The sequence below is a fragment of the Weissella sp. MSCH1 genome (assembly GCF_045799135.1).
Lineage (GTDB): Bacteria > Bacillota > Bacilli > Lactobacillales > Lactobacillaceae > Weissella.
Window position 1 is genome coordinate 1 of the sequence record NZ_JBJMBA010000041.1, and the last position, 24,896, is coordinate 24,896.

The window sequence follows — 24,896 nt, forward strand, 5'->3', positions numbered from 1 at the left end:
ATCAAAGTTTATCCTTAATAGTTTTGAGTATGTACGCCAGACATAGCAACTGGCAGTGTCGTTTAAAACAAATACAAGGAAGATTATCCTTTAATTTATTTTGTGCTATGTGATGCATGTGGTCAGGATTTGCACCTGACAGATGACCTATTCCGCCACACATGCTTTATTCCAACTTTTCTACTCTATCATAATAACCTGGACTACCCGCACCTTGCATGCGGCAGTTATGAACCATATACGCGCTTTCCAAATTATTCTTTAACTCGTAAATCATCAACGTCAGAAAAATTATCAGCGAACAACAGAAACGCTTCGTCGATAATCTCTTGACCACGTCTGGTGCTGTAACCAGTCAGTGCTTCTACTTGTAACCATTCTAAGTATCGGACGTATCGTAACCACATGAAGTGCCTGTGTGGCTGTGTCATAACCTTGATGGCATGGACAACGGCATCGTAGTAGTACACAGCGTTAGCGTGATTGGTAAATAGTTCATCGTTAGCATTACCAAACGATCGCGCACTTGGCATGTCTGAAATTTCAACTGACTTCAAATCAACATATCCCATATCAGCCATGTTCACGATACGTGGCCACTCGCTATCAAAAAACTCTCGAACCGCTTCTCTTGTTGCCTTCTCATTAACTGCTGGTAAAAGTGCCATTCCTTACGTCCTCCGAACCATGTTAAAATGAACTTACCTTAAATTCTTTTACATGGCGCTGGACTTCGGTCTGGTGCTTTTTGTTTCCCAAAAAACTGATATAGTTAAACTGTAATAACTATGAGAGGATTAGATGTATGTCAACAAGATTATTAGGCCCAAGTACAGGTCATGCAAACACACGTAGTTATGATTTGTTAGATAAATGCATACATTGCGGACTAACTATGTCACCCGAAGTCATCAATGTAACAGAGCCCAATCCGTATAGCAAAATTGCTGTCACGTTACAGTGTACTTCTCTTGTTTGCGCCAAATTCATGGTGCAAGAATTTGAAGTATATTCTACTTACGCTACTAAAAGGGTGAATTATAATTACGCACCTTTAATAGATAACGTACCCGACATACTGAAAGAAAAATTTCCAGAATTTTATGCTGCATATACTGAAGCTCGCGAAGTTGAATCGGACGGTCACATGCGTAGTGCAGGTATGTCCTATCGCTTTTCATTAGAGACTCTCATTAAAGATTATGCAAAGTTAAAATGGCCTGACAAATCAGAAAATATTGACTCATTGATGATGGGGGCAATCATCAAAACTTATTTTAAGTCTGCTGATGACCCCTTACATCACTTATTTACGGCCTCGGCATGGTTGGGTAATGATCAAACTCATACTATCCCAAAACATCCTGACAAAGGGCTTAATGAATTCAAAGAATTCTTACAAGCAACACAATTCATTATCGCTGGGCAACTTCACTCTGAGCTTGCCCGAAAATTCATCGAAGAGGGCAATTAGTCCTCTTTTTTTAGTAGCTTTAGGTAGGTATCCAAAACTGAATTTGTTGCAGATAATGCTTTTGTTAATTCTATGTTCAACAGTCTCATCTCTTCGTATTTGCTTTGATAATTAACTTCTTCCATTGTTTACCCTTCCTCTACCCAATAGTAGTACCCTACTAGCCATTTACTGACCATATGCTTGATGAGCCACTTGCTACTTGTTCGATATGCCTGGCGCTTGTTCCACGTCCGCACAATCACTCGCTTGCCTTCTGGCGTATATGCGAGTTTGAAGTAGCCTTGCTTATCTCGGAAATAGTAATACTTACGCATGATCCTCACTTTCCATAAATTCACCAACGATTTCTTCAACTGTATCATCGTCTATGAACAAAATGTATTCATTCGAAAACTTAATCAAAATCTCGCGCACCTGTTCTTCTGGGTATAAAGCAAAGCCATGGGGTACATAAGCCGGTGCGTGTTCAATCAAAGACCTCATGTCCAGCTGGTTCAACCCCTGCAATTGCCATTATTCTTCCTCACTCTCCGATTTCAAACAGAATGCTGTTCATAGCGCTAATAACTTCTTCAATTGCACCAGCCGTGTTCTCGTAACCATAATTAGACAATTCCTCTAATGCATCTTCTAGTACGTATGATTTTTCCAGTCCTTTAATGATGCCGTTATCAGTTAACTTATAATTGCTAGTTACAGAATTGCCATTAAAGCTAAACCTAGCTTGCGCTGTACCATCAAAATTAACTCCGATTTCCATCTTAAAATCTGCTTGTTTTTGTTCTGCCATTATTCTTCCACCTTCACCTTTCGCGCATTCAATGCAGTTAAGCCAGCAACCAAATTGTCAGCATCAGTTTCTGTGTAAGCAGGTTCGTTACGCATGAACACGTCAAATGCAATTCCACTTTCACCGTCTGAATTTTGCCACATTGCAACTGATTGTTCCTCACCATCAACATCAACTCGCACATAAAATTTCGGTTCCTTCTTCTCAACGAACTCAATGTTTCCGAAATACCAACTACCAAGAATGTCAGCGACTTTATCATAACTAGCATGTGGTTCACCAATCGATTTGCGAATTTCCGTAAATACAATAGACGGAGCATTCAGCACAAAGCCTGCAACGTTTTCCCAATAGGTTTTAGCATTCTGGATACCTTCAATCACATCAGCCGGCAACTCAATCACACGCTTTTCAACAGTTGCGTTTTTTGCAACAGTCGGTGCATCAGGCAGGTCAACCACATTGTATTTTTGTAGTAAAAATGACCCGCCAGCATTGATTTGTTCATGCGCTGTAATGTAATCTGCATTCTCCGGTACATCAATAATCTTCATAAACATTATTCAGCCTCCATTGTGATTTGCTTCAATGCTTCTTGTGCTTCCTTGTATCCAACATCTTCACGGAACTCGTACCAGTCAGTGTAACCTCGCCCTTGCGCGTACTCATTCATCATCTTCCCAGTAACTCGCATTAGTAACGCTCCTTCATAAACCCATCAATTACGGAATCTCTTTCCGCGACATATTGTGATAATTCCTTTTCAGAACTCCACCTAACAAAATCAGCCAACAATGCACGATCATGTGCTTCTCGAATTTCTTCGTCGGTTGGTTCGTACTCCAACCACGCTTGCTGATTGGCGGACCTGAGACCGAACATGACACCCAAAGCCATCTTCTTATCCAAGTAACGTCGCTGACTTACCAGCCCCGTTGACGACTTAATCTTCACTACAAACATGTTTAAACTCCTTAATGCCCACCCATACCCGCCATTGATGGCTCATCTCATCTATGACGTTACTCGGTTACTTCTTTGCTGTCGCCGTCAAACTCAACTACTTCGTATCCATTCACTAACCACTCTTCAGCATTTGAACGACTTGTAAATGCGGTTGCTTTGGCCGTATTCCCGTAGTGTGGAACAACTAATCCGTGTTCAGTCACCAGCTCTAAAATAAGTAGTTCACCATTATTATTCGGTTCAATACTTCGCACTAAGAAGTTGTGCGGCTTCTCAATTTCAAACACATCTTCGCCATTTAGCCATTGGATAATTGCAATCAAGCGCTTGTTGTGACCCACCATATCAGTAGGCCCTAACCACCAAGTATCAACGGCGTTAGTAAAGTACCGCATGTCAATTCCGTCGACATACGAACCATCAGGATTGCTTGCTACGTCCAAACTGCGTTCATCGCGCCACTCAATCAGCGCATTCATGAATTGCCGCGTTACCTTGTACTTTTCAACCATATTTACATCCTCCAAATTTCAATTCGCAAAGCACGCGTGAAATGCATCATCTTGCGACTACGTTTATCAACAATTTGTGCGTCATCAAAACCTAGTGCTTTCTGCATTGCATCTAACGTCGGCTTTTCCATGTTGTCTAAATCCTTGGTTGACCGTGTGGTTTGCTTAATTCGTGTTTGATAGAAAACCAAACTCACTGCCAACGCGTCGTCTGGATCAATGCTCAGTTTCACCTTGTCGTTGATGTCATCCAGTGCTGCAACGACTTCATCTTGATAATCGTGATAACCCTTTGGTCGGAACTTGCGTTGCCCGTTTTGTCCCATCATGTTTCCAGATGCGAACTCATTGTCCAACTCAATCAACGCGTCAAAGATTTTCACACTACCAACTTGGTCGCTGTTGCCTTTCAAACTGTCCAACTTATCGTTCAACTGACCAAACTCACGCTTCAAGAACTTAGCCAAACTGTTAAATAATTCGTTCATTTGTTCTCCGTTACCGTTGTTACCGATATTGTTACCGTTTTGGTTACTGATTAAACGTTGTCATACCGCTATTTGGTGACTTGTTACCGATATGCACCCTTTTTCTATATATTTGTTATTTATTACTACTTTTTAGCTTTTAAGAAGAAAAGTAATAAAAAATAGTAACAATAGTAACAACGCCTATATATCAACGTTTTATCGGTAACAATATCAGTAACCAATCAGTCACAATCGGTCACGCTGTGACTTTGTAATACTTTCCATCACGACGCTCAACTTTATCTGCCCAATTTGCCATCTTGCGACCGAAAGCTTGTTTGCTCATTGGTGCGTCGTCTTTACCGCTGAATTCCAAACTCTCGTAATACTCGACGTAATTGTCGTATAGATCGCCTGACTTATACTCACCTGGTTTTACTGTTTGATACCAAGCAAGGAATGGGTCAACCGCCACAATGTCGTCAGCAATGTTTCCGATAATCTCCCAATCATCTTCCACTGCCTTCTGGTACATCTCGATTGCGTAGGTAGCCAGCATTGGGATTTCAGCGTTCAACTGTTCTTCTGGGAACAACTTGTTTCGTTCTTCAATCTCCTTTGCAGTGGCAACCGGTGCAACCGTCTTGATGATGTGCAATCGTCGTGTGATGGCTCCAGCATTGTTGAATACCGGCATCCCGTTCACGTTGATAATCATCTTTGCGGTGATACGATACTCGCTACCGTCAATTCCCTTTCGTTCGATAGGTGATAGTCCACCACCGGTCACGGCCTTGAACACATCATCTTCCTTGAAACGAACCTTCGTTGCATCATCATCAACCATTAGTGACTTACCAACGAAACGGGCTGTCTCGAAACGGGCGCCTTGTCCTTGTAAGTTCTTCAATTTGAAGGCTCCAACTCGGTTTGCACCAAACATTGCCTGAGTTACCTTAGTGACAAAGTGCGTCTTACCCGTTCCACCGATTGGATCAAGTAGAAACAATGCACCTTGCTTCCAAGTCATGTTTGCCTGGAACGAATATCCAAGCCACGCCCACAGGAACGCTGCGTTATCACCGAACATGTATTGTGCGTATGCAACCCACGTGTCAGGGATTAAGTTTGGCTTCGGTTCGAAATCAAACCCGTCAATGACGTTCATGTTCTTGTCAGGCGTGATGAAATTGTTTTCTTTAACGTCCAACGTCCAATTCTTAAAAGCGATATACCGACCTTTGATTGTGTCGTCGAAGTTTCGCGACTGTTCAATCAGATACGGCTTCACGTCACGTTGTAGTTCACGCTTCTTGTTAGAACTGATACGCAGCATGTCGGTAATTGCCACGATTGAAACATCAATCATGTTGTATACCTGCTTAACTGGCATCCGTTCCCAGTACGAACCATTCCACTTGTACCCAAAGTCATTCTTGACTGCGTAATCATCAAAGCCAATCAGCCAGCGTGCAAATGCTGTTACTGAGTTGATGGTGTACTTGATGTCACCGTGCGATTGGTCTTTACTCATGTTTTTGACTGAAAACGAAAGCCAGTCTAACCGGTCTACGAAATCTGTCGTTCCCCATCCACGGCTTACGTCGTCTAGGGAGTGTGGAATTTTGGCCTGCTCAAACGTTTGAACTGACCTTAGTTGTAATTCATTTTCCATTTCCTATCCTTTCAGCAGCCGTCGTGTTTTATTAGTTACATCTCTTACCGGGTTGTCGAGTTGCTGTGCAATGCCAACATTGTTTAACGCTTCGATTAGATCATCATCTGCTACACCTGAGAAAGCCTTGGCAACACCACCAATCAAACGAGTTAAATTGTTATCTCGCTCGCCTGGGTGGAATGTGATGCCGTGCTTCTCAACATACCCGGAGATGAAACTAGTCAAATTCTCAACTGTCGGTGCATTGAACTCCTCCATGCCACCGCCACCAAGCGCAACGAACCCGGAATCGTGATACTCAGCCTTCACTTTGTACCTGAACCGTTCTGGCAAGTCCCATGGCACGATTGTTCCTGTCTTTTGAAGTGGTAGACCCATAAGGCGTGAAACCGTCTTAGATGTCGTTATATCAACCCCGTAGTTGAGCAGATTAAAGTCTGCCTTTGCGAAAGCGATTAACAGTTCGTCTACGGCCTGTCCCAGCAATCGTGGGTTAATCGGTTCAGCTAACGGAATAAATAGCCGTGAGCCGTTTGAATGATTGCCTGAAGCAATTGCTGATGGTGTCAGCCACATATAGAGTTCAAGTTTCGTCTTGGTCATCAGTGAGTAGAACTCGTGCTGTAATTCATCAAGACTTGGCACCTGGTCAAGGTCAAACACGATACCCTGAATATCAATAATGTTGTCGCGACTACGCGTTAACCCCGCCTTCAAGTTAGAAGGTGTGAAGTATTGCGCCTGTCGTTCCTTGAAATCATCAATATCAGCAATCGGTGCATGCACCTGTGGCAAGCTTTCCACATACTCGATAACGTCTAGGTCATCAACGACGTCATAATCGCCGAATTGACCTGACACTTTAAACGCGTATGCCATTACTTAAACGGATCATCTTGTCCGGCTGGCACGTCGAATGGTGATGCAGCGTTCGTTGGTGTGGCACCAGCCCCAAAGTTATTGATTGACGCGTCGGCAGCATTTTCACTTGGTCGTGGGTTTGACTTATCAGGAACGGACTCCTTAATAGGTGCGCCAAATGCTGAAGCAACTGGTGACCATGCGACACGTCCCTTGTTGGTTGTGAACTTATCAAACTCAGTCACTCGCACTGACAAAATCTTTTCTGGCAGGAAGTCAGCAACATTTTCAAGGTTGATGATCGTGTTTTCGTTAATACCACCAATACCAGCAAGCAATGCGTTAATCTCACGGTAACGGAATGGCGTGTAAGCCGTGATTGATGAATCGTCCATGAAGAAGTGACGAATAGTTGCGCCCTTCTCTGAACCATCCATAACCTCGAACACCACTTGGAACTTGTCGGCTCCATAAGTCTTGCGTTGTTGGTTATCTTCCTTGCCTTGGTATTCAGCAGATTGAACCTTTACCAAGTAGTCTCCTGCAAATGCCAAGTTCTTAGTTGCTGCTTGAATATCTTGTGAGTTGAAAGTAAATGCCATGATTAGTTATCCTCGTTCTTTTCTTCTTCGTTTTCGCTAATGATTAGTTCTGATGCCTTAACTTCCTTTCGGTCGTCCAGGCGGTTTGCTCCCTGATTTCCCTTTTCAGGGTCAAGGTCAATAATGCGTTCGTTGTTCTTAATCGAAATGTGACCAACAACGTCGAATGGCGCTGCAAACGCATTGAATGTTTTATCGTTCATATCCGGCTTGAACAGTGGTGCGCCAATTGCGTCCTTCAAGTCTGTTGTTAGTTCGTGAGCCGTTGCCAGTACAGGTAGTTTGGTATCACGCAACCACATTGCCAGGTCACGGAACCACATTTGAACTGTGTTCCAATTTTGACGACCATCTTTGCTGGCGTTTTCGATATTGTTGATGACCCAATTCTGCAATGCTGTGACGTTGTCCAAGATGACTGCGTCGAACTCGTCGCTCAAATGACGCTTTCCATCTTCTTCTGTCACATACAGCAGACGATCCAACCAATACGTCGTCAGCTTCTGTGCGTCTTTCGCATCTGACTGACCAAATGAAATTACTTGAATATCATCTGTGTCAGAAATTGCATTAGTTGAACCGTCGAAACTCAGCAACAACTTGTTACCAGGCAATTGCTTTGACAGGCTCGTCTTACCAGTTCCCTTACCGCCGTAAATGAAATACATATTCCCGAAATTAGGAATCTGGCCCTTCTTGTAGAATTGCATGCTATTCCCCCAATTCTTCTAACGCCTTATCAATATCAGACTTGACGTCTTGCAAGGCTAATTTGATGACCGTCTTGTCTTCACGGGCAAATTGTTGCCAGTATAGGTCGCCTAGAGCTCGTCGCACGTTATCGGCATGACGGTCAATATTTGCTTGTGCCATTACATTTCCTCCGTATTTACAGGAGTTGAATTGGCAACTAGCCAATCTGCTGCATCATCAAGACGAACGTATTCACCATTGATGAGTACAACATCTTCTTCTCCAACTTCGATTTCGTCACCTTGCCAATCAACACCCCAAGGCGCTGGATCGTCATCTGGTTCGTAATCACGGTTAGTAAAAATTGCCATACCATTCTCCTTGTGTTAATCTGAACGGGTATTCAACGCTGAAATTGAAATACCCAGTGCATTCGGTAGCTCCAACTATCGGATGCTTTTTTTATGCCGTTTTGGCTTTGGTCGCCGTAGCTTTTGACCAGTCTCACGTTCGAGTTGAAGAATTGTTTCGTCGTCAACGTGCAGCAAGTGTCGCATCTGTCCGAATGAAAATTGTGGCGTCTTACTGTGTTTCAATAAGAAACGTTCCTTCAAAACTTCATGACGTTCCGCTTGGCTGATTTGCTTGTTTCGACTACCAACTCGTTCAATCACAACTGATGCATTGAGCGGTTGATTAGCCGTTGGCGTGTGAATGTCACCCACACCCGTTGAACCTGCTGAGAAATCCATTTATTCACCCCCCTTCAATTGCATCTAGAATGTCGAACACTTCATCTCGTGTTGATACCCATTCGATATGCCTTTTAACATGAATGCCAAGTTGAACACCACCAGTTGGAAGTTCACGGGCTTCAACATCATGAATACCGTTGTAAGACAACACTTGTTGTAGATTTACGAACTCAGCAACTTTCATCTAGGCATCCTCCGTGTAATCCAAAATTGTGCAGTTCGAAAGTCGTTCGTTGGTGTGAATTCTGTTCCATCTTCATTTGGAAGTAGAACGGTATAATCACCAAACAAATCAACTTCAAACTTCAACTCAATTCCGGCATCATCAAACAGCTTCATGAGAGTTAGAAATTGTTGTTGTGTCATACACTCACCAACCTTCCGTAGTAATAGATAGCCAATTGAAAGTTAGTGATTGTAGTGTTTAACACTCCGAACTCAACGGCATATCCGTCATCATGTTTTGGCTCACCATATTGAAACGGGTTGACCATGTAGGCCGTCGCTTCAGGTACGAAGCGATTTACAAGTCGAATTATTTGGTCAGCTTGTTGTAGCGTCATTAGTTCTCCTTTCTGTCAGCCACCACAAACCCGCACACCACGCAGGAAATATTCTTAGCGCAGTAGTAGTTCGTGATGTGCAGTTTGTGGTGACCGACTTTCCGAATTACAGTTACTTGCTTGGAAGCACCTTGGCGTCACCTGTAATCAGGTAGTAAACCGTAGGGCCTAATCGCTTGAACCAGACGTACTTCAACACAATAAATGAGTAGTAAGCAGTTACCCCAAAGAGAGCAAGCAGCGCCATGCCCACAATCATTAGTCCAAAAAATACTGCCAATGTTATTTGATCCATATTTTCTCCTATTCCCAATCGGCCCATTTTCTCAACAGGTTCCGACTGTACCTACCATTCATTCGCTCAACTTTCATTGCTTTGAATGATTTTTCAAAACGAATTTTTTCATCAAAATATGTTCGAGAAACTGACAGCAATCCTGCCGCTTCATCAGCTTTAATCAGGAGCTTGTCGTTTACGTCATATTCCGGAACCGGCTTTGCCATACGCCCTCCTTTACGGTTAAACCGAAATGACAATTACAAAAATACAATGTCTTGATATTGAACCTCGAATGCTTTTTCAATGTTCATCACATCTCGCACATCCGGGAATGTTTTCTTTGCTTCCCATGAAGCCCACTTATCAACACTTACGCCAACAAGTTCAGCAGCTTCCGCTTGCGTCATCTCCTTGTTCACTCGAAGCGCCTTAAGCGATACTCGAACTCCCATTTCCGTTCCTCCTTGCTAGTTGATGTAATCATCTTAAACCGAAAGAAACCGAAAAACAACCGAAAAATACCGGAATTTTACGGTTTTACCCTGTACAACAACCGAAAAATACCGTAAAATCAACGTATACAGTAATAGTTAAGAAATTATTAAGGGGATTATTATGGCACTCGGTAATAAAAATATCATGGCTGAAAACATCCAGTATTATTTGGCTAAGAACGGAAAGATGCCAACGGATATGATCCGTGACTTAGGATTTAAAACCACAACAGTTTACGATTGGATAAACGCTCGCACATATCCACGAATCGATAAAATCGAAATGATGGCGAATTATTTCGGTATTGAAAAATCTGATTTAGTAGAAGACAGAAACAACAATCCATTTAAAAAGCAGCCAGAAAAAGAAGTTGTTGATTTAAATGAAGTTTCTGATGATGAACGTAACCGCTTGATTTCAGCCAATGGACAACCTATCTCTGATGAAGATTGGGCCATTATTAAAGCGGTACTAGCCAAATATCCAAAGCGTGACTAGATGATTAATGATTTATTTAGAGAGATTAATGAGTTGGATTACGACTACGCCCCTGTCCCAATGGGTACACCCGCTTTAACAAGTTGGGAACGCAAATTAGTAATGTATGATCCTGATTCGGTTACGCCATATTACTTGACGCATGAAATTATTCATATTGAAGAAAAGCACCATCATAGATTGCAATCGTTCAATGGAAATGATGAGAGAAACCCAAACGAACGTGATGCTGAAGATGAAGCAATTCACCGACTAATGCAGCATCACCTAAACCTTAGTGGAAAGTTTAACTATGTTGACTTCATGATGATATATGGAGTACCTGCGCACCTAGAACAATCAGTAATACGTGAGATGTCAGACATCAACTTATACGTTGTTTAAAAACACACGACCAGACAGGAACGTCGATAAAAGCTTAAGGAGATTATGTATGGGTGGATTATTGATATTTATTGGACTGATTATATTTGCAGTTGGACTGTACAAATTGGTTAACAAAAAATCTAAAACCGCAAAGAAAACAAAGTGGATGATTTTTGGAGCTGGTATTCTTGTTATGTTGGTTGGAACCATTATGGCTGGAAATGCAAGCGTTGCTAATCAAAAGAAGTTAGATTCAACTCCAACTTCTGCTGAACAGGCAAAGCCAACCCTTTCCGCCCTTGCTGCAAGCAACATTGAAAAGATGAGTGGTCTTGATGGAGTAAAAGTCAACGACTCTGACATTGAAAATGTTGTATATCAAGGAAAGCGTAAAGACAAAGCAACCGGTAAAATTTACAAACACGTCTACTACATGATTGGAAAGTACCGTTACAACGGCCGTCAGATTGGTTTCAACATGACGTTTAACTTCGATCGAAACAACATTCAAGACAGCGACGTTAAGTACCAAGTTTTGCAATACGGAAATGACGATTCTTCAATGTCCGGAACTTTCACATCAGATTTGTCAGCAGACACTGAATAAATAAATAAAAAACACGCACACTCTCCGTCGCCAAACAGTAAGTGTGCGTGTGTCGAAATGAAATTAGCAGTTAAGCCTTTTTTCATAGGTTTAATTGTACCAGTTGAGAAAGGTGCATTCAAACATGGCAAGTATTTATAAGCGTGACGGAAAATGGCGCGCAGAAGTAAATTACAAAGATGGTGGCAAGTATAAAAAGAAAACAAAGTCCGGATTTAAAACCAAGACTGAAGCAAACGCCTGGGCAGCTGAGATTGAAAATCTAAAAAACACTAACTTCAATGCGTTCAACAATAATAAAGAAATATTTGTAAACTATTTTCACGAATGGTACACGCTTTATAAATCAGAAGTGCGACCATCTACCCTACGTAGTTACTCACTTCATGAAAATTGGTTACGCAGAAACTTCCCTGACTTAACCATCTCTGAATTAAACAGGTCAACCTTACAACAAATTATAGATAAATATTCAATTGGCAGAACAAAAGGAACTGTTAAAGCGTTTAAAGAACATATATCAGCGGCTAGCCGAACGGCTTTTGCAGATGGTTTATTGCGTATCGACCCCACAGTATCAATTGTTAACAAGGGTTCTGAAAGCACTAAAGATTCTGACGACAATCATCTAGATTTAAACGAGATTGAACTATTTTTAGATTTTATAGAACGTGAGAAACCATCAGACCGCCATTTTGTGTACATAACGGCCTTACTAGGTGGTTTAAGATTTTCTGAAATAACCGGATTAAGGGCCCAAGACATAGATGCACAAAACGGAACGTTAACTGTCAATGTTCAACGATCAAGTAAAAAGCCATATCCTGCCTCAGTCCCAAAAACAAAAGAATCAATTCGAACTATCACCATGCCAAAACGGTGGTTCAACTATTTAGCTAGATACCGAAAAGAAGTTGGCATGGGTTCTGAATTTATTGTCCCAACTCCCCCCGCAAACGAATGGGCCATTAAAAAATTACGTGATACCCTCATAAAAATCGGTGCGCCACATATGATAAATGTCCATGGATTACGACATACACACGTTTCTTGGCTATTGTCTCAAGGAGTTGATTTAATGTATATTTCAAAACGTGTTGGCCATAAAAATACCCTCGTGACACAAACCGTCTATGCGCACATGTTAAAAGAAACCACAGTTATACAAGATAGTCTGACACTTAAAATTCTTGAAAAATAAAAAAATCGCACCCAAAAACTATTACTAGTTTAAAAGGTGCGATTTTTTCTTTCTAAGGTGCAAAACAGGTGCGAAAGTTATGGTAATCAACGGTTTTTAACATGATTTAACGGTAAAATTTTAATTTCATAAAAAGCATCAAAACACGCGCAAAACCTTGGTGTTACTTAGAAACCCCGCTACCCCAGAACTTCTCTTTGTAAGCATCACGTGATTGCTTTTCTTCGTTGTAGCGTTCAACATTTTTCTTATAGAATTCCTGGTGATATTCTTCAGCTTCCCAGAAAGTTGTGGCATCTTCAATCGTTGTTACAATCAAATCATCCCCAAAAATGCCTGATTCTTGCAAAGCGACTTTAGACGCCTCAGCAATCTGTCGTTGCTCAGGTGAATTAACAAAAATCACAGGTCGGTAATTGTCACCGCGATCTTCAAACTGCCCCATCGCATCAGTCGGATCTGCCGTCTGCCAATATAAGGCGACCAAATCTTCGTATGAGATTGCAGCGTCGTCAAACCAAACTTTTACGGCTTCGGTGTGACCTGTTTGGTGTGCCTTAACTTCTTCATAGGTTGGATTATCTTTATGACCACCTGTGTAGCCAGATCGAACGAGTGAAATACCTGTTAATGTTTCAAACGGTTGGACCATGCACCAAAAACATCCACCTGCAAAAATTGCTGTTTGTTCTGCCATATTGTTATCCCCCTAAATTACTTTAACTTGATATCCCACGCAGGGATTTCTGCTGAGCCGTATAGCTGCTTCATGTGCTTCTTGGTAGCCTCGGTTTGATAGGTTTTAACCACTTGCTTGTATACCTTTTTATTTTGCGTACCCTTACGTGCAGCAATGATGTTAATGTAACCCTTGTTAGCTTTATTAACCGGTTCCACGAACAACGCCTTGTCAATATCCAACTTTGCATCGAGGGCGTAATTGGTATTAACAACTGCCGCATCAGCACTCTTCAATGCGGCAGCAGTTTGGTCTGAAGAAACTTCCTTAATTTGGAAGTGTTTCTTGTTCTCCGTTACATCCTGAGCAGTTGGCAACTTGGCGTCATGGTTGTATTTAATCAATCCCGCGGCCTCTAGGACATCCAACGCACGTTTTTCATTCGATGCGTCATTCGGTACGATAATCGTTGCTTTTTCCGGCAAATCCTTCAAAGACTTGTGATTATCAGAATAGATGCGAATTGGTGTCACATACGTCTTACCAATCCCCAATAACTTATTCTTAAAATGCTTATTTTGCACATCGAAATAATTAATCGTTTGGAATGAATTCAAATCGATCGAACCATCAACTAATGCTTGATTTGGCTTAACGTAATCCGTGAACAACTTCAACTTCACATCGATGCCATACTTCTTCTGCGCATCTTTTTTGACATATTCCCATAATTGACGGTCAGAATCTCCAACCAAGCCAACGGTTACAGTCTTTTCGTTCGCAGCGGAAACTGCCCCATCATTTGTTACATACAAAGCCACTGCAGCTGCTAAACCAGCCACTGCCACTGTTGATACTAATACTTGCTTTTTATTAATTGTCATAATCTCCACCCCTAGTTGTAAATAAAAAAACCGTTTCTATACACATTCTCAATATGAGAAGTATAGAAACGGTTTAAGCCCGTGGTACCATTCTAAATTCGCTTGTTCAGTCACCTGAAAAGCCTCACAACGTGCGGACAGGGAGCGAAATGATGCTATGTCGATACGCGTGTTTGTTAACGGTAACCACCCGTGTGTCGCTTATGAACTTGCCATTCACAACACCCAATCACAGGCCATTTTCTGAGTACCAGCGCACGCTACGTCTCACCACCCGTAGCTCTCTGCACTTTGCTAGTAATCGTACTTTCCTGATCATATTGTTTTTACTAACTATTTATTCGTTTTTTCTATGAGTATTATATTAGACAATCCTCATTTTATTGTCAAGCTTTTATTAGGGTTAATTTTTATTTTGTGCATCACTAACCGCTTGTAAGGCCGTTGCACCTACAAAATTAACCGGTTGCGTAAAGTTAGGTTGGAAGAAGAAATCAGCCATCGCCAAATCGTCAATGGTCATTTGATTTTGAATGGCCAATGAGACAACATTCGCCGCTTGCGTAATGTCATGCTTTGACATAAAGGCCGCCCCCAGCACTCGACGTGTTTTGCGATCCCAAGTTAACGTTGATAACACTGGTGTCGTCGACAACATAAAATCCGGTCGATAATCTTCCTCATGAACTGTTTCAACGACATCTAAGCCCCGCGCCTCAGCAGAACCCTTGTTCAATCCTGTTGCTGACATGGCATAACCATACAACTCCACTGCCGACGTTGCTTGCGTCCCTGAGTAAGCCAAGTGATGACCATCAATGTTGCGTGCAACGAGCATCCCCTGACGAATCGCATTCGTGGCTAATGGAATATAGTCATAGGCTTGCGTTGGATTGTAGAAAACAGTCGTGGCATCACCTGCCGCATAAACGTCAGGCAAACTTGTTTCCATATACGCGTTCGTTAAGATGGCCCCGTTTGGCAGCATATCAACTTGGCCCTTAAACAAGTCCGTGTTTGGTAAGAAACCAATCCCAAGTACCGCGATATCCGCCTCGTAAGCACCTTGATTAGTTGTCACTCGAATACCGCCATCTGCGGTATCTTCAAAGCCAGATACCATTTGTTGCAAAGCTAATGTGACATCGTTGTCCTGGAACGCCGCTTCCAGACGATCAGTAATTACTGGACTGAAGTTCTTAGGCAACACGCGGTCAAAACCATCGATTAACGTAACCTTCTTCCCAGTTACTGAAAATTGTTCTGCGATTTCGGCCCCAATGTAACCTGCACCAATTACAACCACACGCTTCACATCATCCGCCACTTCTTTAATTCGGTTAGCGTCTTCCCAAGATTTCACCATATAAATTTTATCATTATCGATGCCTGGAATCTTTGGGACTAATGGCTTTGAACCGGTTGTAATAACGATTTTATCAAACGTTTCATCTGAAAAATCACCGGTCAATAGATTCTTAGCCCGAATACGCTTGTTTACCAAGTCGGCTTCAACAACTTGGTGTTGCATCTTCATTGTAATTCCTTGTTCAGTCATTGAAGCTGGTGTTTCATAAAACATACGTTGTTCATCCGAAACGTGATTACCTACCCACAAGGCAATCCCACATGACAGGAACGACACCGTCGTGTGCTGTTCATAAACCGTAATGTCAGCCTCAGGATGCAATTGTTTAATTTGCGTCGCTGAAAAGGTTCCTGCGTGTGTGCTACCAATTACTGCAATTTTCATGTTATATACCCCACAACATTTTTCAATTATTATCATTGTGCAATTATCAACAACTATTTATCGACATTATTCACAACTAAACCCACTGATGAAACAACCGTTTGTTCCATTTACAAGTGTAAATAAGTCCGATAAATTAGATAACTCACAAACTAATTGTAACTTACTGAGCAAATACGTCAAGTTATTTTTTAAATAAGTAGACGAAAAAACCCGAGACAAGTGAATTCCTTGTCTCGGGTTTTATAACCTCATTAATTGTCACGCCATTGTTTAACAAGCATGACGGTTCCCGTCATTGCTCCTAAAAGCAACATTGCTTGTGCAAACAAAGACTTGTCTGCTAATAACGTCATACTGATAATAATCACTACTGCCAGTACCACGAAATAGATACAGGCATCCTCAATTTGTTCGGTCATACATCCTCCTATTACTTGAACCAAGCATCAACCTGCTTAGGGTGTGCCTTAATCCAATCCTTGGCAGCTTCCTTCGCTGATTTACCATTTGAAGTTGCGAGCATTACTTCACCAATATCTTCTTTGGTCCAATGGAAGTTCTTCAAAACCTTGTACACGTCTGGCTTATCAGCTTTTAATCCCTTACGCGTAAACGTATTGAGCGATTCTGCCTTACCAAACGATTGCTTCGGATCCTTTAGATACTTCAAATCATACTTTTGGAACATCCAGTGGGGCTGCCACCCCGTAATCACGATGTCCTTATGTTCTTTAATCGCCTTACCTAACGCAACTGCCATGGCACCTGATGATGATGGCGTGACTGTCCATCCCTTTTCCTTAAGGCCATAGTCTGCCAGAGCCTTGTCGGCGGACTTCATCACACCGGCACCCGGTTCGATACCGGTTACAGTCTTACCCGCTTGTGTGGTCAAATCTGAAATTGACTGAACATTCATATAGCTTGGTACGACCAAACCAGTTGTTGCACCAGTCAAATTTGGTCCTAATAGATCAATTTGATTTTTGTACTTCTTATATTGCGCAGCGTGTGTTTTAGGCAACCAGGCAGACACTGATGCATCCGCTTGTCCATTAGCCACAGATTGCCACATAATCGAATTATCAAGGGGCGTTAACTTAACGTTATAGCCGTGTTCACGCATTGCCTCAGCTAAAACATTGTTTGAGGCAACTTCAGAATCCCATTGTACATAAACCAAATTAACAGATTCTTTAGCTGACTTAGTTGAAGTGACCGCATTGATAACACCGGTTCCAACCATAGCCACAGCAACTGCTAATGCTGTCCACATCTTCCAACGACCCTTTGACGCTTGTTGTTTAGCTGCTGGGTCAACATTTAACTTCTGCGTAAAGCGATCAATAATAATGGCCAGAATAACTAAGGCTAACCCATTAACGAATCCCTTACCAATATCAGCATTTTGAACCGCTGACAATACACCACGACCAAGTCCTGGTGCACCGATCATTGATGCAATCACAACCATTGACAATGCCAACATAATCGTTTGATTAATACCAGCTAAAATCGTACCAGTCGCCAAAGGTAACTCTAACTTAAATAATTTTTGCTTAGGGGTTGAACCGTAAGAATCGGCCGCTTCAACCAAGTCTTTCGGTACTTGTCGGATACCCAAATTCGACATTCGCACTGTTGGTGGTAATGCGAAGATAACTGACGCAAATACACCAGGCACTACCCCAATTCCAAAGAAGGCAACCGCCGGGATTAGGTAAACAAATCCAGGCATGGTTTGCATAAAGTCCAAGACCGGTTGCACAATCTTAGCAACTGTTTCCTTTTTTGCCATCCAGATTCCCAATGGCACACCGATAACAATTGATACTAAACTTGATACAACAACCAAAGTCAATGTGTTCATCAAGTCAGACCACAAATTTTGATTGGCAATGAACAATAACCCGATGAATGTAAAGGCTGCAAAGCCCCACTTTTTCCCAGAAGATAGAATGGCAAATATGGTAACGCCAATAATAACTGCCCAAGATGGCATGGCAATCAAGCCATTTGTCATCCCGTTCATCAACTGATTACCACCGGCTTGAATGGCGTCAAAGAAGCCACTTAAGTTGGACGTTAACCAATTAACGACCGACTCGACCCAACCCGCGACGGGAATTTTTCCAATTAATAATGTCATAAATTAGTTGTCCTCCGTTTCCGATGTCTCTGCCAGCGCTTCAAGCACTCGACCACGGATGATAACGCCTCGCAGACGTCCTTCATCAACCACCGCTAATGGAGTTGGTGAATCATAAATGAGTGGCATAATATCTGCCACAACCATATCTTTCGCAACCGTTGGCATTTCGGTCGCCACTTCAGATAACGGCAAACCTTCTGAACGAGCGCGCAAGGCATCTTCACTGGTAACGAAGCCCCGGAAATGACGGCCACGATCAATGGCAACTAAGCCACTAACTTCTTCAACACGCATCTTCTTAAGCGCCACGTTTGGACCATCAACTTCGATGTTCGTATAAATTGGCGGAATCATAATGTTTTCGGCTGTCAAAACCTTCGAACGGTCAACATCCTCAATAAACTCACGCACGTAGTCGTTCGCTGGGTTTGTCAGAATTTCTTCTCCCGTACCAACTTGTTGGACTTGTCCATCCTTCATAATCGCAATGCGATCACCGATACGAAGCGCTTCATTCAAATCGTGGGAAATGAAAATAATTGTCTTTTGAAACTTTGCTTGCAAATCAAGCAATTCATCCTGCATATCACGACGAATCAACGGATCCAAAGCCGAAAACGCTTCGTCCATCAGCAAAATTTCAGGATCGTTTGCCAAAGCACGGGCCAATCCAACACGTTGTTGCATCCCACCTGATAATTGCTTAGGATATTGATCCTTGAAGGCCAGCAAATTTGCGTTGTCCAGCGCTTTCTCAGCGCGTTCACGGCGTTCGGCCTTTGGGACGCCCTGCACTTCTAGACCATACTCAGTATTTTCTAGAATTGTTCGATGCGGAAATAACCCGAAGCTTTGGAAGACCATGCTCATCTTCTTGCGACGAACATCCAATAATTGTTCCTTGTTTAGTTTAGAGACATCTTGTCCATCAAGGAAAATTGAACCTGAAGTTGGTTCAATCAAACGGTTTAATAAGCGAATTAACGTTGACTTACCAGACCCTGAAAGTCCCATAATCACGAAAATTTCACCTTCCTCAATTGACAAGTTAGCATCATAAACACCAACTGTCGCACCAGTACGCTTTAATATTTCTGTTTTTGGTACTTGTTTTTCAACCAACTGCAATGCTGGTTTGATTCGCTTACCAAAAATCTTGGTTAAGTGCTCTATTTCTACCTTAGCCATAACTCTCCTCCTACTTGATCGAATACTCTCACTTTCGCTAAGTGACAACTCTATTGTAAACATAAAGTTGTCACTTAGGTCAAATTTAAACGCCTGTACCGCTGTGTTGCATATATGGTACAAATGCTATCGTTAAGCTAACGATTTGATGGTATACCAATTTTATTTATCCCACGGGAAAAGTTGTCCAATAGAAAACAAGTGTGCTATTCTGAAAGTGCGAAGGCAACATATAAATGGTAAAGGTTCTAGACCTTAGCCAAATGTTGCGGTGATAAACAGTTAAATTCGAGGTAAATCCATGGCAGCAATTAAACAACCGCGATATCGCGTTATTGCATTGCGAATTGCAGAAAAAATCAGCACCAATCAATTGAAAGTGGGCGATAAAATTCATGCTCGCTCAACTTTGGCCACAACTTTTGGTGTGTCAGCTGAAACGGCTCGACGTGCGATTAGCGTATTAGTGGATTTGGGCATTGTTGAAACACGTCATGGTAGCGGCGTGGTTGTGACATCCCGTCAAAAAGCCCAAGACTACGTCAATACTGAACAAGAAGTGAACGGCTTACAATCGCTACAACAAGACCTCAAAAATCAAATTAAAGCCCAACAAGCAGCGCTAGATACTTTAGGCACTTCCCTACAATCATTTATCGATCAGTCACAACATTATCAACAGCACAATCCCTTAACACCTTTTGAATTGGCTTTAACCGCACCATCGGCCATGTTTGAAAAAGAGCTACGTGAACTAAATTTTTGGCACAAAACCGGCACAACCTTAGTGGGAATTATGCATGAAGATAAATTAACAATCTCACCCGGTCCTTATGCGAAAGTATTCCAGGGAGATACACTCTACTTTGTTGGCGATCAAAACAGTGTTCAGAGTGTTTCAAACTTCTTTTATCAAAACTAAAATAGCTGGCTCGAATTTAGGAATCCTTGAACGAGCCAGCTATTTCTTATCTAGGAGAATAACGTGATGCGAATATTAGTCGGGTTAGCCGTTATTGGACTATTACTATTTGGCACTTTTCTGTTCAGTTACAAGACAGAAAAACCAGTGACAACCCAACAACCAGCAACCAACGCACCCAAATCAACAAAGCCCCACCGCACCCCGCTTACAATCAAGGAATTGCACGATAGCCAGTTACTCTACTTTGCTGCAATCATCAACTATGCAACGTCGAATATTACCGATGGTCGTTGGCAAGAAGTCAAACGTCCGTCAAACGGTTGGCAAATCGAACCGCACCTCGTTTCTGGCACAACGCGCTATTTTGTTTGGCCAGATAAGCAAGCGACTGTCGAGCAAAAAATGGTCATGCCAAATTGGTTTAGTGTGTCTGACGACATCGTGACACTCCACTCGTTCATTATTCACTCCGGGGACCAGGATGTGGTGCACGAAATTTCCATCCAAGACATTATCCGCTGGCACAACCAAAGTCAAGCACGTCTCCAACATCTCGAGACAATCCAAGCAAATAGTCGCTTATTAACTGACATGACACAAAAAAAGACCTCATCGACAAACCGATGAGGTCTTTTTAGGCAAACTATTAACTTAACAGTCCACCATACGATCATTTCATATTAAGCGTTAAAAGCGTCAGTCAATGGTGGCACAACTTGCTTCTTACGTGATACAACGCCAGGCAATGATGCACGACCGTCTGCTAACTTAACGTCAAAGGCAGCTTCAACCTTATCCAAGTTATCACCCAAAACCAAGATATCTGAATCTGAGTCCAAAATGTTCGTCACAACGAAGACGAAAGTGTTATAACCATCTTCAGCCAGTTCGGCTTCCATAGCTGCAACCACTTCATCACGACGTGAGAAGACATCCTCAACATCAACTGTGTTTACTTGACCAATGCGAACGGTTGAACCATTCAACTCAAATGACTTTGCATCACCATCAATCAATTCCTTGGCTGAACGTGATGACAAGTCAGTACCCGCCTTCAACATTTCCAAACCATAAGCCTCGTAATCCGCCAAACCAGCAATCTTAGCCAAAGCTTCCAAAGCAGGCTTGTCCATTGGTGTAGTCGTTGGGCTCTTCAACAACAACGTGTCAGAAATGATAGCTGATGCCATCAAACCAGCAATTTCAGCAGGAATCTCAATGTTGGCCGTTTGGAACTCATAGTACAAAACAGTTGCAACAGAACCCCATGGCTTGTTGATGAAGTACAAAGGAGCAGCTGATGAGAAGTTAATCTTGTGGTGATCGTATACGCCGTAAACAGTTACATCTGCAATGTTCGCAACTGATTGTGCCGCTTCATTGTGGTCAACCAAGAAAACTTCTTCCGTATCAGCGCTCTCAATTACACGAGGTGCGTCAACCTTAAAGTAATTCAATGCAAATTGTGTTTCTGCATTTGGTGTTCCCAAAGCCACAGCCTCAGTATCTTGATTGTATGCCTTGTTCAAAAAGTATGATGCAGCGAATGCTGACGCAATCGTATCTGTATCAGGGTTTTGGTGTCCGAAAACCAACATCTTAGCCATCAGATAAATCTCCAATTTCTTTGTTTTTTCAATGATTTAATCATACACCATTTACACCGGTTAGGCACGCAAATTAGTCAAAATTTCAACCGATTAGTATCGTCGTAATGTTAAGTAATTAGTGCCATACCAAGAGTTTGCGCGAATTTAGTTAAAAATTATTAAAGGCCCGCTAACTAAAATCATGCTAAAATTGAATCTGTTCTGTTTTTCAGAACATGCACTTATTCACTTTTTAAAATTGCATATCAAAGGAGTGTTAATCGTGACGATTACGCATTTTATTATTAGTTTCATTTTAGCCTATGTTTTCGGTTCAATGCCGTTTGGTTACTGGATCGGACGTCTCTTTTTTAAAAAGAACATCTTGCAACTCGGCTCAGGTAATATTGGGACCACCAACACCTTTCGTGTCCTAGGTACAAAAGCCGGTGTGGCGGTCCTTATCTTGGATATCTTGAAGGGATCTGTGGGTGCGTCAATGGCAATGATTTGGGGCCCAGCCCCTGCTTGGACCCACATGGTAGTTGGCCTTGGCGCCATTCTTGGTCACACCTTCTCAATGTGGATTGGGTTCAAGGGTGGCAAAGCAGTTGCGACTTCAATGGGGGTCTTATTGACTTACAACCCACTGCTCTTTGTAGTTGCCTTTGCTATCTTTCTGACAGTTATCTTGCTAACATCGATGGTTTCAATGGCCTCAATGATCGGCTTCACGCTCGTTAGCTTAATTTCAATCTTCTGGTTACATGATTGGCTGTTATCTGTTATTGCGGTTGCCCTGACCATTTTCGTGTTCTATCGGCATCGTGAAAATATTGTCCGTATCAAAAATGGTACAGAATCATTAGTTCATTTTGGTTTTGGCTATTGGCGTCAACAAAATAAATAAACAAAAGGAGAGCATTCAGCTCTCCTTTTTTAGCTATTTAGAAAAATGTCAGTGAATATGAACCGGTAAATGTTTGGGCTGGTGCTAGTGTGTTAATACCATACTTGTGGCGCAACTCACCATCAGCGTCAACGGTGTCGGCAATCCCCCACCAAGGTTCAATCGCCACAAATGGGGCCTCTTTCGCATATGGCGTCCAAATACCAACGTACTTCGCATTTTGAATATGCATGGTAACCCCGTGTGACTCGCTCAACTTGGCCAAAACAATCGACACTGGATTCTGGTCCAATCGTAGAATGATTGCATCATCCTTATAATCATCACGACGAAGACGCAATGGAATTCGCGTGTCGAACGTTGATTCTAAATTATTGTCCAAGTATGGACCGACTAGCTTGGCACGGTTGTATTTACGTTGTGGTTCAACGTTGATGTAGTAGTCCGTAAACTTTTCGCCCGCTTCCAGTGGCGCACGGAACCCTGGGTGACCACCAACGGAGAAATAAATATCATGCGTGTCAGTATTGGTCACCACGTAGGCGATTCCCAACGTATCCTGCTCTGTCAGACGATACAACACGTCAAATTGGAAATGAAAGGGATAAATCGAAAATGATTCATCATTATCAACCAAACGGAAGCGTGCTGTATTAGCAGTCTTTTCAACTAAATCAAATTCATTGTCTCGTGCAAAACCGTGTTGTGCCATAAAGTACGTCTTATCACGATACTTATAACGATCACCCTTTAAACGCCCAACAATGGGGAAAAGGTTCGGTGCGTGGCGGCCCCAAAAATTAGGATCGGCTTCCCACATATATTCTAGGCCACTCTCTTTATTAGTCACACTGACTAATTCAGCACCCATTTCTGAAATGACGACGGTGATACTGTCATTTTCTAGCTTGACTGACATGCTCTTCTTCCCCCAGTCCGTTCTGTAAACGTTTTCTTCAATATTTTTATCATAGCAAATTTTTTACATAAAATCCATGCACGAATTGTAAATGATTTTCACGAATAATCGACGGATTTATGAAAAAAAGGTTCATGCCAATTAGCATGAACCTCAAAATAATTATTCTGTTGCTCGTGGGAAAAAATCACGATAGCTTTTTTGTAAAGCATCCGTTGTCACGTGCGTATAAATCTGAGTTGTACTTAAACTGCTGTGGCCCAGTAGTTGTTGCACCGTTCGCAAATCAGCACCGTTATTCAGCATATCCGTTGCGTACGTGTGGCGGAACATGTGAGCAGAAATCATCTGCGTTAAACCGGCCTTCTTGGCCAATTGCTTCAGAATGTATTCAATTCCGCTAGCTGTCAATGCCTGACCACGTTGATTTACGAATAGGTTATCATGCATAATCTGACTTTTGGCGAGCAACTGTGGACGGGCATCACGTAAATAACTTGCTAACGCATCAGCCGCATATTGGCCATATGGGACAATCCGAGTCTTATTTCCCTTACCCGTGATCGTGATTACTCGGGCAGTTTGATCTATCATGCCTAACGTTAAGCCCGCTGCTTCCGATACACGTGCTCCCGTGCCATATAAAATTTCGAGCAACAATCGATTGCGCAATCCGAGCAGACTCGTATCAGTCATAACGACCTCAAAAAGTTTGTTTAATTCTTTCTCATAAAAATATCGTGGCAAATGTTGCCCAGACTTTTTGAGTTGTACGCCGGCAAACGGGTTTGTTGTGACAACTGCATTGCGCTCTAAAAATCGATAAAACGCCCGCAAAGAGCTCACTTTGCGCGCAATCGTCCGGCTGACGTCACCTTTTTCGTAAAGCATCGACAGAAACACACGCGCATCATACTGATCAATGGTAGTTAAATCAACTGGTGTGCCATCCCCAGAATCTGTCAAGAATGCAACAAATTCAGTAATATCCGATTGATATGCTTTTTGGGTGTCCTCGGAATATTGCCGCTCAACTCGCAAATAGTCCAAAAACAAGCCCGTCAACGTTGCCGTATCCAT

39 protein-coding genes and 1 other annotated feature are annotated in these 24,896 nt (G+C 42.3%); of the genes, 8 read left to right on the forward strand and 31 right to left on the reverse strand.

Translation table 11 applies throughout. From position 1 onward, the window contains the following. Positions 1 to 254: 254 nt before the first annotated feature. Positions 255 to 668 carry an ArpU family phage packaging/lysis transcriptional regulator gene (locus ACJ28U_RS06500; protein WP_216808639.1) on the reverse strand — a complete coding sequence of 138 codons (414 nt, stop codon included), beginning with the start codon at positions 666 to 668 and terminating at the stop codon, positions 255 to 257. Between the two features lie 137 nt (positions 669 to 805). On the opposite strand from ACJ28U_RS06500, the gene ACJ28U_RS06505 reads away from it, so the two are divergent. Next, positions 806 to 1,474: a hypothetical protein gene (locus ACJ28U_RS06505; protein ID WP_216808640.1), complete on the forward strand. Its 669-nt coding sequence runs from the start codon at positions 806 to 808 to the stop codon at positions 1,472 to 1,474. On the opposite strand, the gene ACJ28U_RS06510 is transcribed toward ACJ28U_RS06505, so the two are convergent. The 21 genes from ACJ28U_RS06510 to ACJ28U_RS06610 form a co-directional block, all read right to left on the reverse strand. Continuing rightward, positions 1,471 to 1,599, reverse strand: a complete 129-nt coding sequence (locus ACJ28U_RS06510) for a hypothetical protein (protein ID WP_258257889.1) — start codon at positions 1,597 to 1,599, stop codon at positions 1,471 to 1,473. The two genes, ACJ28U_RS06505 and ACJ28U_RS06510, sit on opposite strands and share 4 nt — an antisense overlap. Before the next feature lie 3 nt (positions 1,600 to 1,602). After that, on the reverse strand, positions 1,603 to 1,791 hold the full coding sequence (locus tag ACJ28U_RS06515) for a hypothetical protein (protein ID WP_199402314.1): 189 nt from the start codon (positions 1,789 to 1,791) through the stop codon (positions 1,603 to 1,605). After that, positions 1,784 to 1,960: a hypothetical protein gene (locus tag ACJ28U_RS06520; RefSeq protein WP_407618743.1), complete on the reverse strand. Its 177-nt coding sequence runs from the start codon at positions 1,958 to 1,960 to the stop codon at positions 1,784 to 1,786. The genes ACJ28U_RS06515 and ACJ28U_RS06520 overlap by 8 nt, the downstream gene beginning before the upstream one ends. Positions 1,961 to 2,000: 40 nt before the next feature. Continuing rightward, complete coding sequence (locus tag ACJ28U_RS06525) at positions 2,001 to 2,267, reverse strand: hypothetical protein (RefSeq protein WP_407618744.1); 267 nt, start codon at positions 2,265 to 2,267, stop codon at positions 2,001 to 2,003. Further along, positions 2,267 to 2,827 (reverse strand): hypothetical protein, encoded by a 561-nt coding sequence (locus ACJ28U_RS06530; RefSeq protein ID WP_407618745.1) that lies wholly within the window; start codon positions 2,825 to 2,827, stop codon positions 2,267 to 2,269. Before ACJ28U_RS06530 ends, ACJ28U_RS06525 begins: the two co-directional genes overlap by 1 nt. Beyond that, complete coding sequence (locus tag ACJ28U_RS06535; protein ID WP_407618746.1) at positions 2,827 to 2,961, reverse strand: hypothetical protein; 135 nt, start codon at positions 2,959 to 2,961, stop codon at positions 2,827 to 2,829. Before ACJ28U_RS06535 ends, ACJ28U_RS06530 begins: the two co-directional genes overlap by 1 nt. After that, positions 2,961 to 3,230, reverse strand: a complete 270-nt coding sequence (locus tag ACJ28U_RS06540) for a hypothetical protein (RefSeq protein ID WP_407618747.1) — start codon at positions 3,228 to 3,230, stop codon at positions 2,961 to 2,963. The genes ACJ28U_RS06535 and ACJ28U_RS06540 overlap by 1 nt, the downstream gene beginning before the upstream one ends. A gap of 59 nt (positions 3,231 to 3,289) precedes the next feature. After that, a complete protein-coding gene (locus ACJ28U_RS06545; protein WP_407618748.1) occupies positions 3,290 to 3,745 on the reverse strand; it encodes a hypothetical protein in 456 nt (151 codons plus the stop codon). Between the two features lie 2 nt (positions 3,746 to 3,747). Then, positions 3,748 to 4,233 (reverse strand): RusA family crossover junction endodeoxyribonuclease, encoded by a 486-nt coding sequence (locus tag ACJ28U_RS06550; protein WP_407618749.1) that lies wholly within the window; start codon positions 4,231 to 4,233, stop codon positions 3,748 to 3,750. A 238-nt stretch (positions 4,234 to 4,471) separates the two neighbouring features. Then, entirely contained in the window at positions 4,472 to 5,749 is a 1,278-nt protein-coding gene (locus tag ACJ28U_RS06555; protein ID WP_407618750.1) for a DUF5906 domain-containing protein, read from the reverse strand. A 144-nt stretch (positions 5,750 to 5,893) separates the two neighbouring features. After that, entirely contained in the window at positions 5,894 to 6,772 is an 879-nt protein-coding gene (locus tag ACJ28U_RS06560; protein ID WP_407618751.1) for a hypothetical protein, read from the reverse strand. Then, complete coding sequence (locus ACJ28U_RS06565) at positions 6,772 to 7,356, reverse strand: hypothetical protein (protein WP_164239484.1); 585 nt, start codon at positions 7,354 to 7,356, stop codon at positions 6,772 to 6,774. The genes ACJ28U_RS06560 and ACJ28U_RS06565 overlap by 1 nt, the downstream gene beginning before the upstream one ends. Positions 7,357 to 7,358: 2 nt before the next feature. Beyond that, a complete protein-coding gene (locus ACJ28U_RS06570; RefSeq protein WP_407618752.1) occupies positions 7,359 to 8,066 on the reverse strand; it encodes an AAA family ATPase in 708 nt (235 codons plus the stop codon). 1 nt (position 8,067) lies between these two features. Next, positions 8,068 to 8,229 (reverse strand): hypothetical protein, encoded by a 162-nt coding sequence (locus ACJ28U_RS06575; protein ID WP_407618753.1) that lies wholly within the window; start codon positions 8,227 to 8,229, stop codon positions 8,068 to 8,070. Beyond that, positions 8,229 to 8,420, reverse strand: a complete 192-nt coding sequence (locus tag ACJ28U_RS06580; protein ID WP_407618754.1) for a hypothetical protein — start codon at positions 8,418 to 8,420, stop codon at positions 8,229 to 8,231. The genes ACJ28U_RS06575 and ACJ28U_RS06580 overlap by 1 nt, the downstream gene beginning before the upstream one ends. Positions 8,421 to 8,495: 75 nt before the next feature. Beyond that, entirely contained in the window at positions 8,496 to 8,801 is a 306-nt protein-coding gene (locus ACJ28U_RS06585; protein ID WP_407618755.1) for a hypothetical protein, read from the reverse strand. A gap of 4 nt (positions 8,802 to 8,805) precedes the next feature. Further along, positions 8,806 to 8,988 carry a hypothetical protein gene (locus tag ACJ28U_RS06590; RefSeq protein WP_407618756.1) on the reverse strand — a complete coding sequence of 61 codons (183 nt, stop codon included), beginning with the start codon at positions 8,986 to 8,988 and terminating at the stop codon, positions 8,806 to 8,808. After that, positions 8,985 to 9,170: a hypothetical protein gene (locus ACJ28U_RS06595; RefSeq protein ID WP_407618757.1), complete on the reverse strand. Its 186-nt coding sequence runs from the start codon at positions 9,168 to 9,170 to the stop codon at positions 8,985 to 8,987. Before ACJ28U_RS06595 ends, ACJ28U_RS06590 begins: the two co-directional genes overlap by 4 nt. A 309-nt stretch (positions 9,171 to 9,479) precedes the next feature. Then, the gene (locus ACJ28U_RS06600; protein WP_407618758.1) at positions 9,480 to 9,662 is read right to left on the reverse strand and encodes a hypothetical protein; all 183 of its coding nucleotides are present in this window, start codon (positions 9,660 to 9,662) and stop codon (positions 9,480 to 9,482) included. Positions 9,663 to 9,670: 8 nt separating this feature from the next. Continuing rightward, on the reverse strand, positions 9,671 to 9,871 hold the full coding sequence (locus ACJ28U_RS06605) for a hypothetical protein (RefSeq protein ID WP_407618759.1): 201 nt from the start codon (positions 9,869 to 9,871) through the stop codon (positions 9,671 to 9,673). Between the two features lie 33 nt (positions 9,872 to 9,904). Next, the gene (locus ACJ28U_RS06610) at positions 9,905 to 10,099 is read right to left on the reverse strand and encodes a helix-turn-helix transcriptional regulator (RefSeq protein ID WP_164239499.1); all 195 of its coding nucleotides are present in this window, start codon (positions 10,097 to 10,099) and stop codon (positions 9,905 to 9,907) included. Between the two features lie 163 nt (positions 10,100 to 10,262). Here ACJ28U_RS06610 and ACJ28U_RS06615 point away from each other — a divergent pair, with 163 nt between their 5' ends. From ACJ28U_RS06615 to ACJ28U_RS06630, 4 genes are all read left to right on the forward strand, one after another. Continuing rightward, entirely contained in the window at positions 10,263 to 10,640 is a 378-nt protein-coding gene (locus tag ACJ28U_RS06615; RefSeq protein WP_407618760.1) for a helix-turn-helix domain-containing protein, read from the forward strand. Continuing rightward, positions 10,641 to 11,024, forward strand: coding sequence for a hypothetical protein (locus ACJ28U_RS06620; protein ID WP_407618761.1), 384 nt, complete (start codon positions 10,641 to 10,643; stop codon positions 11,022 to 11,024). A gap of 49 nt (positions 11,025 to 11,073) precedes the next feature. Continuing rightward, positions 11,074 to 11,613: a hypothetical protein gene (locus ACJ28U_RS06625; RefSeq protein ID WP_407618762.1), complete on the forward strand. Its 540-nt coding sequence runs from the start codon at positions 11,074 to 11,076 to the stop codon at positions 11,611 to 11,613. A gap of 124 nt (positions 11,614 to 11,737) precedes the next feature. Then, the gene (locus ACJ28U_RS06630; RefSeq protein ID WP_407618763.1) at positions 11,738 to 12,814 is read left to right on the forward strand and encodes a site-specific integrase; all 1,077 of its coding nucleotides are present in this window, start codon (positions 11,738 to 11,740) and stop codon (positions 12,812 to 12,814) included. 163 nt (positions 12,815 to 12,977) lie between these two features. Here ACJ28U_RS06630 and msrA read toward each other — a convergent pair whose 3' ends face one another. From msrA to ACJ28U_RS06660, 6 genes are all read right to left on the reverse strand, one after another. Then, entirely contained in the window at positions 12,978 to 13,511 is a 534-nt protein-coding gene (gene msrA, locus ACJ28U_RS06635) for a peptide-methionine (S)-S-oxide reductase MsrA (protein WP_407618764.1), read from the reverse strand. Positions 13,512 to 13,528: 17 nt separating this feature from the next. Then, positions 13,529 to 14,377 (reverse strand): MetQ/NlpA family ABC transporter substrate-binding protein, encoded by an 849-nt coding sequence (locus ACJ28U_RS06640; RefSeq protein ID WP_407618765.1) that lies wholly within the window; start codon positions 14,375 to 14,377, stop codon positions 13,529 to 13,531. Positions 14,378 to 14,438: 61 nt separating this feature from the next. Further along, positions 14,439 to 14,705 (reverse strand) — a binding site (T-box leader). 75 nt (positions 14,706 to 14,780) lie between these two features. Next, positions 14,781 to 16,130, reverse strand: a complete 1,350-nt coding sequence (locus ACJ28U_RS06645; RefSeq protein ID WP_407618766.1) for an FAD-dependent oxidoreductase — start codon at positions 16,128 to 16,130, stop codon at positions 14,781 to 14,783. 254 nt (positions 16,131 to 16,384) lie between these two features. Next, on the reverse strand, positions 16,385 to 16,552 hold the full coding sequence (locus tag ACJ28U_RS06650) for a hypothetical protein (RefSeq protein ID WP_010373709.1): 168 nt from the start codon (positions 16,550 to 16,552) through the stop codon (positions 16,385 to 16,387). A gap of 11 nt (positions 16,553 to 16,563) precedes the next feature. Continuing rightward, the gene (locus ACJ28U_RS06655) at positions 16,564 to 18,282 is read right to left on the reverse strand and encodes an ABC transporter permease/substrate binding protein (RefSeq protein WP_407618767.1); all 1,719 of its coding nucleotides are present in this window, start codon (positions 18,280 to 18,282) and stop codon (positions 16,564 to 16,566) included. Positions 18,283 to 18,285: 3 nt separating this feature from the next. Continuing rightward, the gene (locus ACJ28U_RS06660) at positions 18,286 to 19,473 is read right to left on the reverse strand and encodes a glycine betaine/L-proline ABC transporter ATP-binding protein (protein WP_407618768.1); all 1,188 of its coding nucleotides are present in this window, start codon (positions 19,471 to 19,473) and stop codon (positions 18,286 to 18,288) included. 301 nt (positions 19,474 to 19,774) lie between these two features. Here ACJ28U_RS06660 and ACJ28U_RS06665 point away from each other — a divergent pair, with 301 nt between their 5' ends. Both ACJ28U_RS06665 and ACJ28U_RS06670 read left to right on the forward strand, forming a co-directional pair. Next, positions 19,775 to 20,395 (forward strand): GntR family transcriptional regulator, encoded by a 621-nt coding sequence (locus tag ACJ28U_RS06665; RefSeq protein ID WP_407618769.1) that lies wholly within the window; start codon positions 19,775 to 19,777, stop codon positions 20,393 to 20,395. 66 nt (positions 20,396 to 20,461) lie between these two features. Further along, on the forward strand, positions 20,462 to 21,025 hold the full coding sequence (locus tag ACJ28U_RS06670) for a hypothetical protein (RefSeq protein WP_407618770.1): 564 nt from the start codon (positions 20,462 to 20,464) through the stop codon (positions 21,023 to 21,025). Between the two features lie 53 nt (positions 21,026 to 21,078). Here the strand turns inward: ACJ28U_RS06670 and ACJ28U_RS06675 are convergent, their stop codons facing one another. Further along, positions 21,079 to 22,005 (reverse strand): manganese-dependent inorganic pyrophosphatase, encoded by a 927-nt coding sequence (locus ACJ28U_RS06675; protein ID WP_043941143.1) that lies wholly within the window; start codon positions 22,003 to 22,005, stop codon positions 21,079 to 21,081. 265 nt (positions 22,006 to 22,270) lie between these two features. Between ACJ28U_RS06675 and plsY the strand changes: the two genes are divergently transcribed. Further along, entirely contained in the window at positions 22,271 to 22,897 is a 627-nt protein-coding gene (gene plsY, locus ACJ28U_RS06680) for a glycerol-3-phosphate 1-O-acyltransferase PlsY (RefSeq protein WP_407618771.1), read from the forward strand. A 37-nt stretch (positions 22,898 to 22,934) separates the two neighbouring features. Here the strand turns inward: plsY and ACJ28U_RS06685 are convergent, their stop codons facing one another. Further along, on the reverse strand, positions 22,935 to 23,816 hold the full coding sequence (locus ACJ28U_RS06685; protein WP_043708383.1) for an aldose 1-epimerase family protein: 882 nt from the start codon (positions 23,814 to 23,816) through the stop codon (positions 22,935 to 22,937). Positions 23,817 to 23,978: 162 nt separating this feature from the next. Beyond that, positions 23,979 to 24,896, reverse strand: a complete 918-nt coding sequence (gene xerC / locus ACJ28U_RS06690) for a tyrosine recombinase XerC (protein ID WP_407618772.1) — start codon at positions 24,894 to 24,896, stop codon at positions 23,979 to 23,981.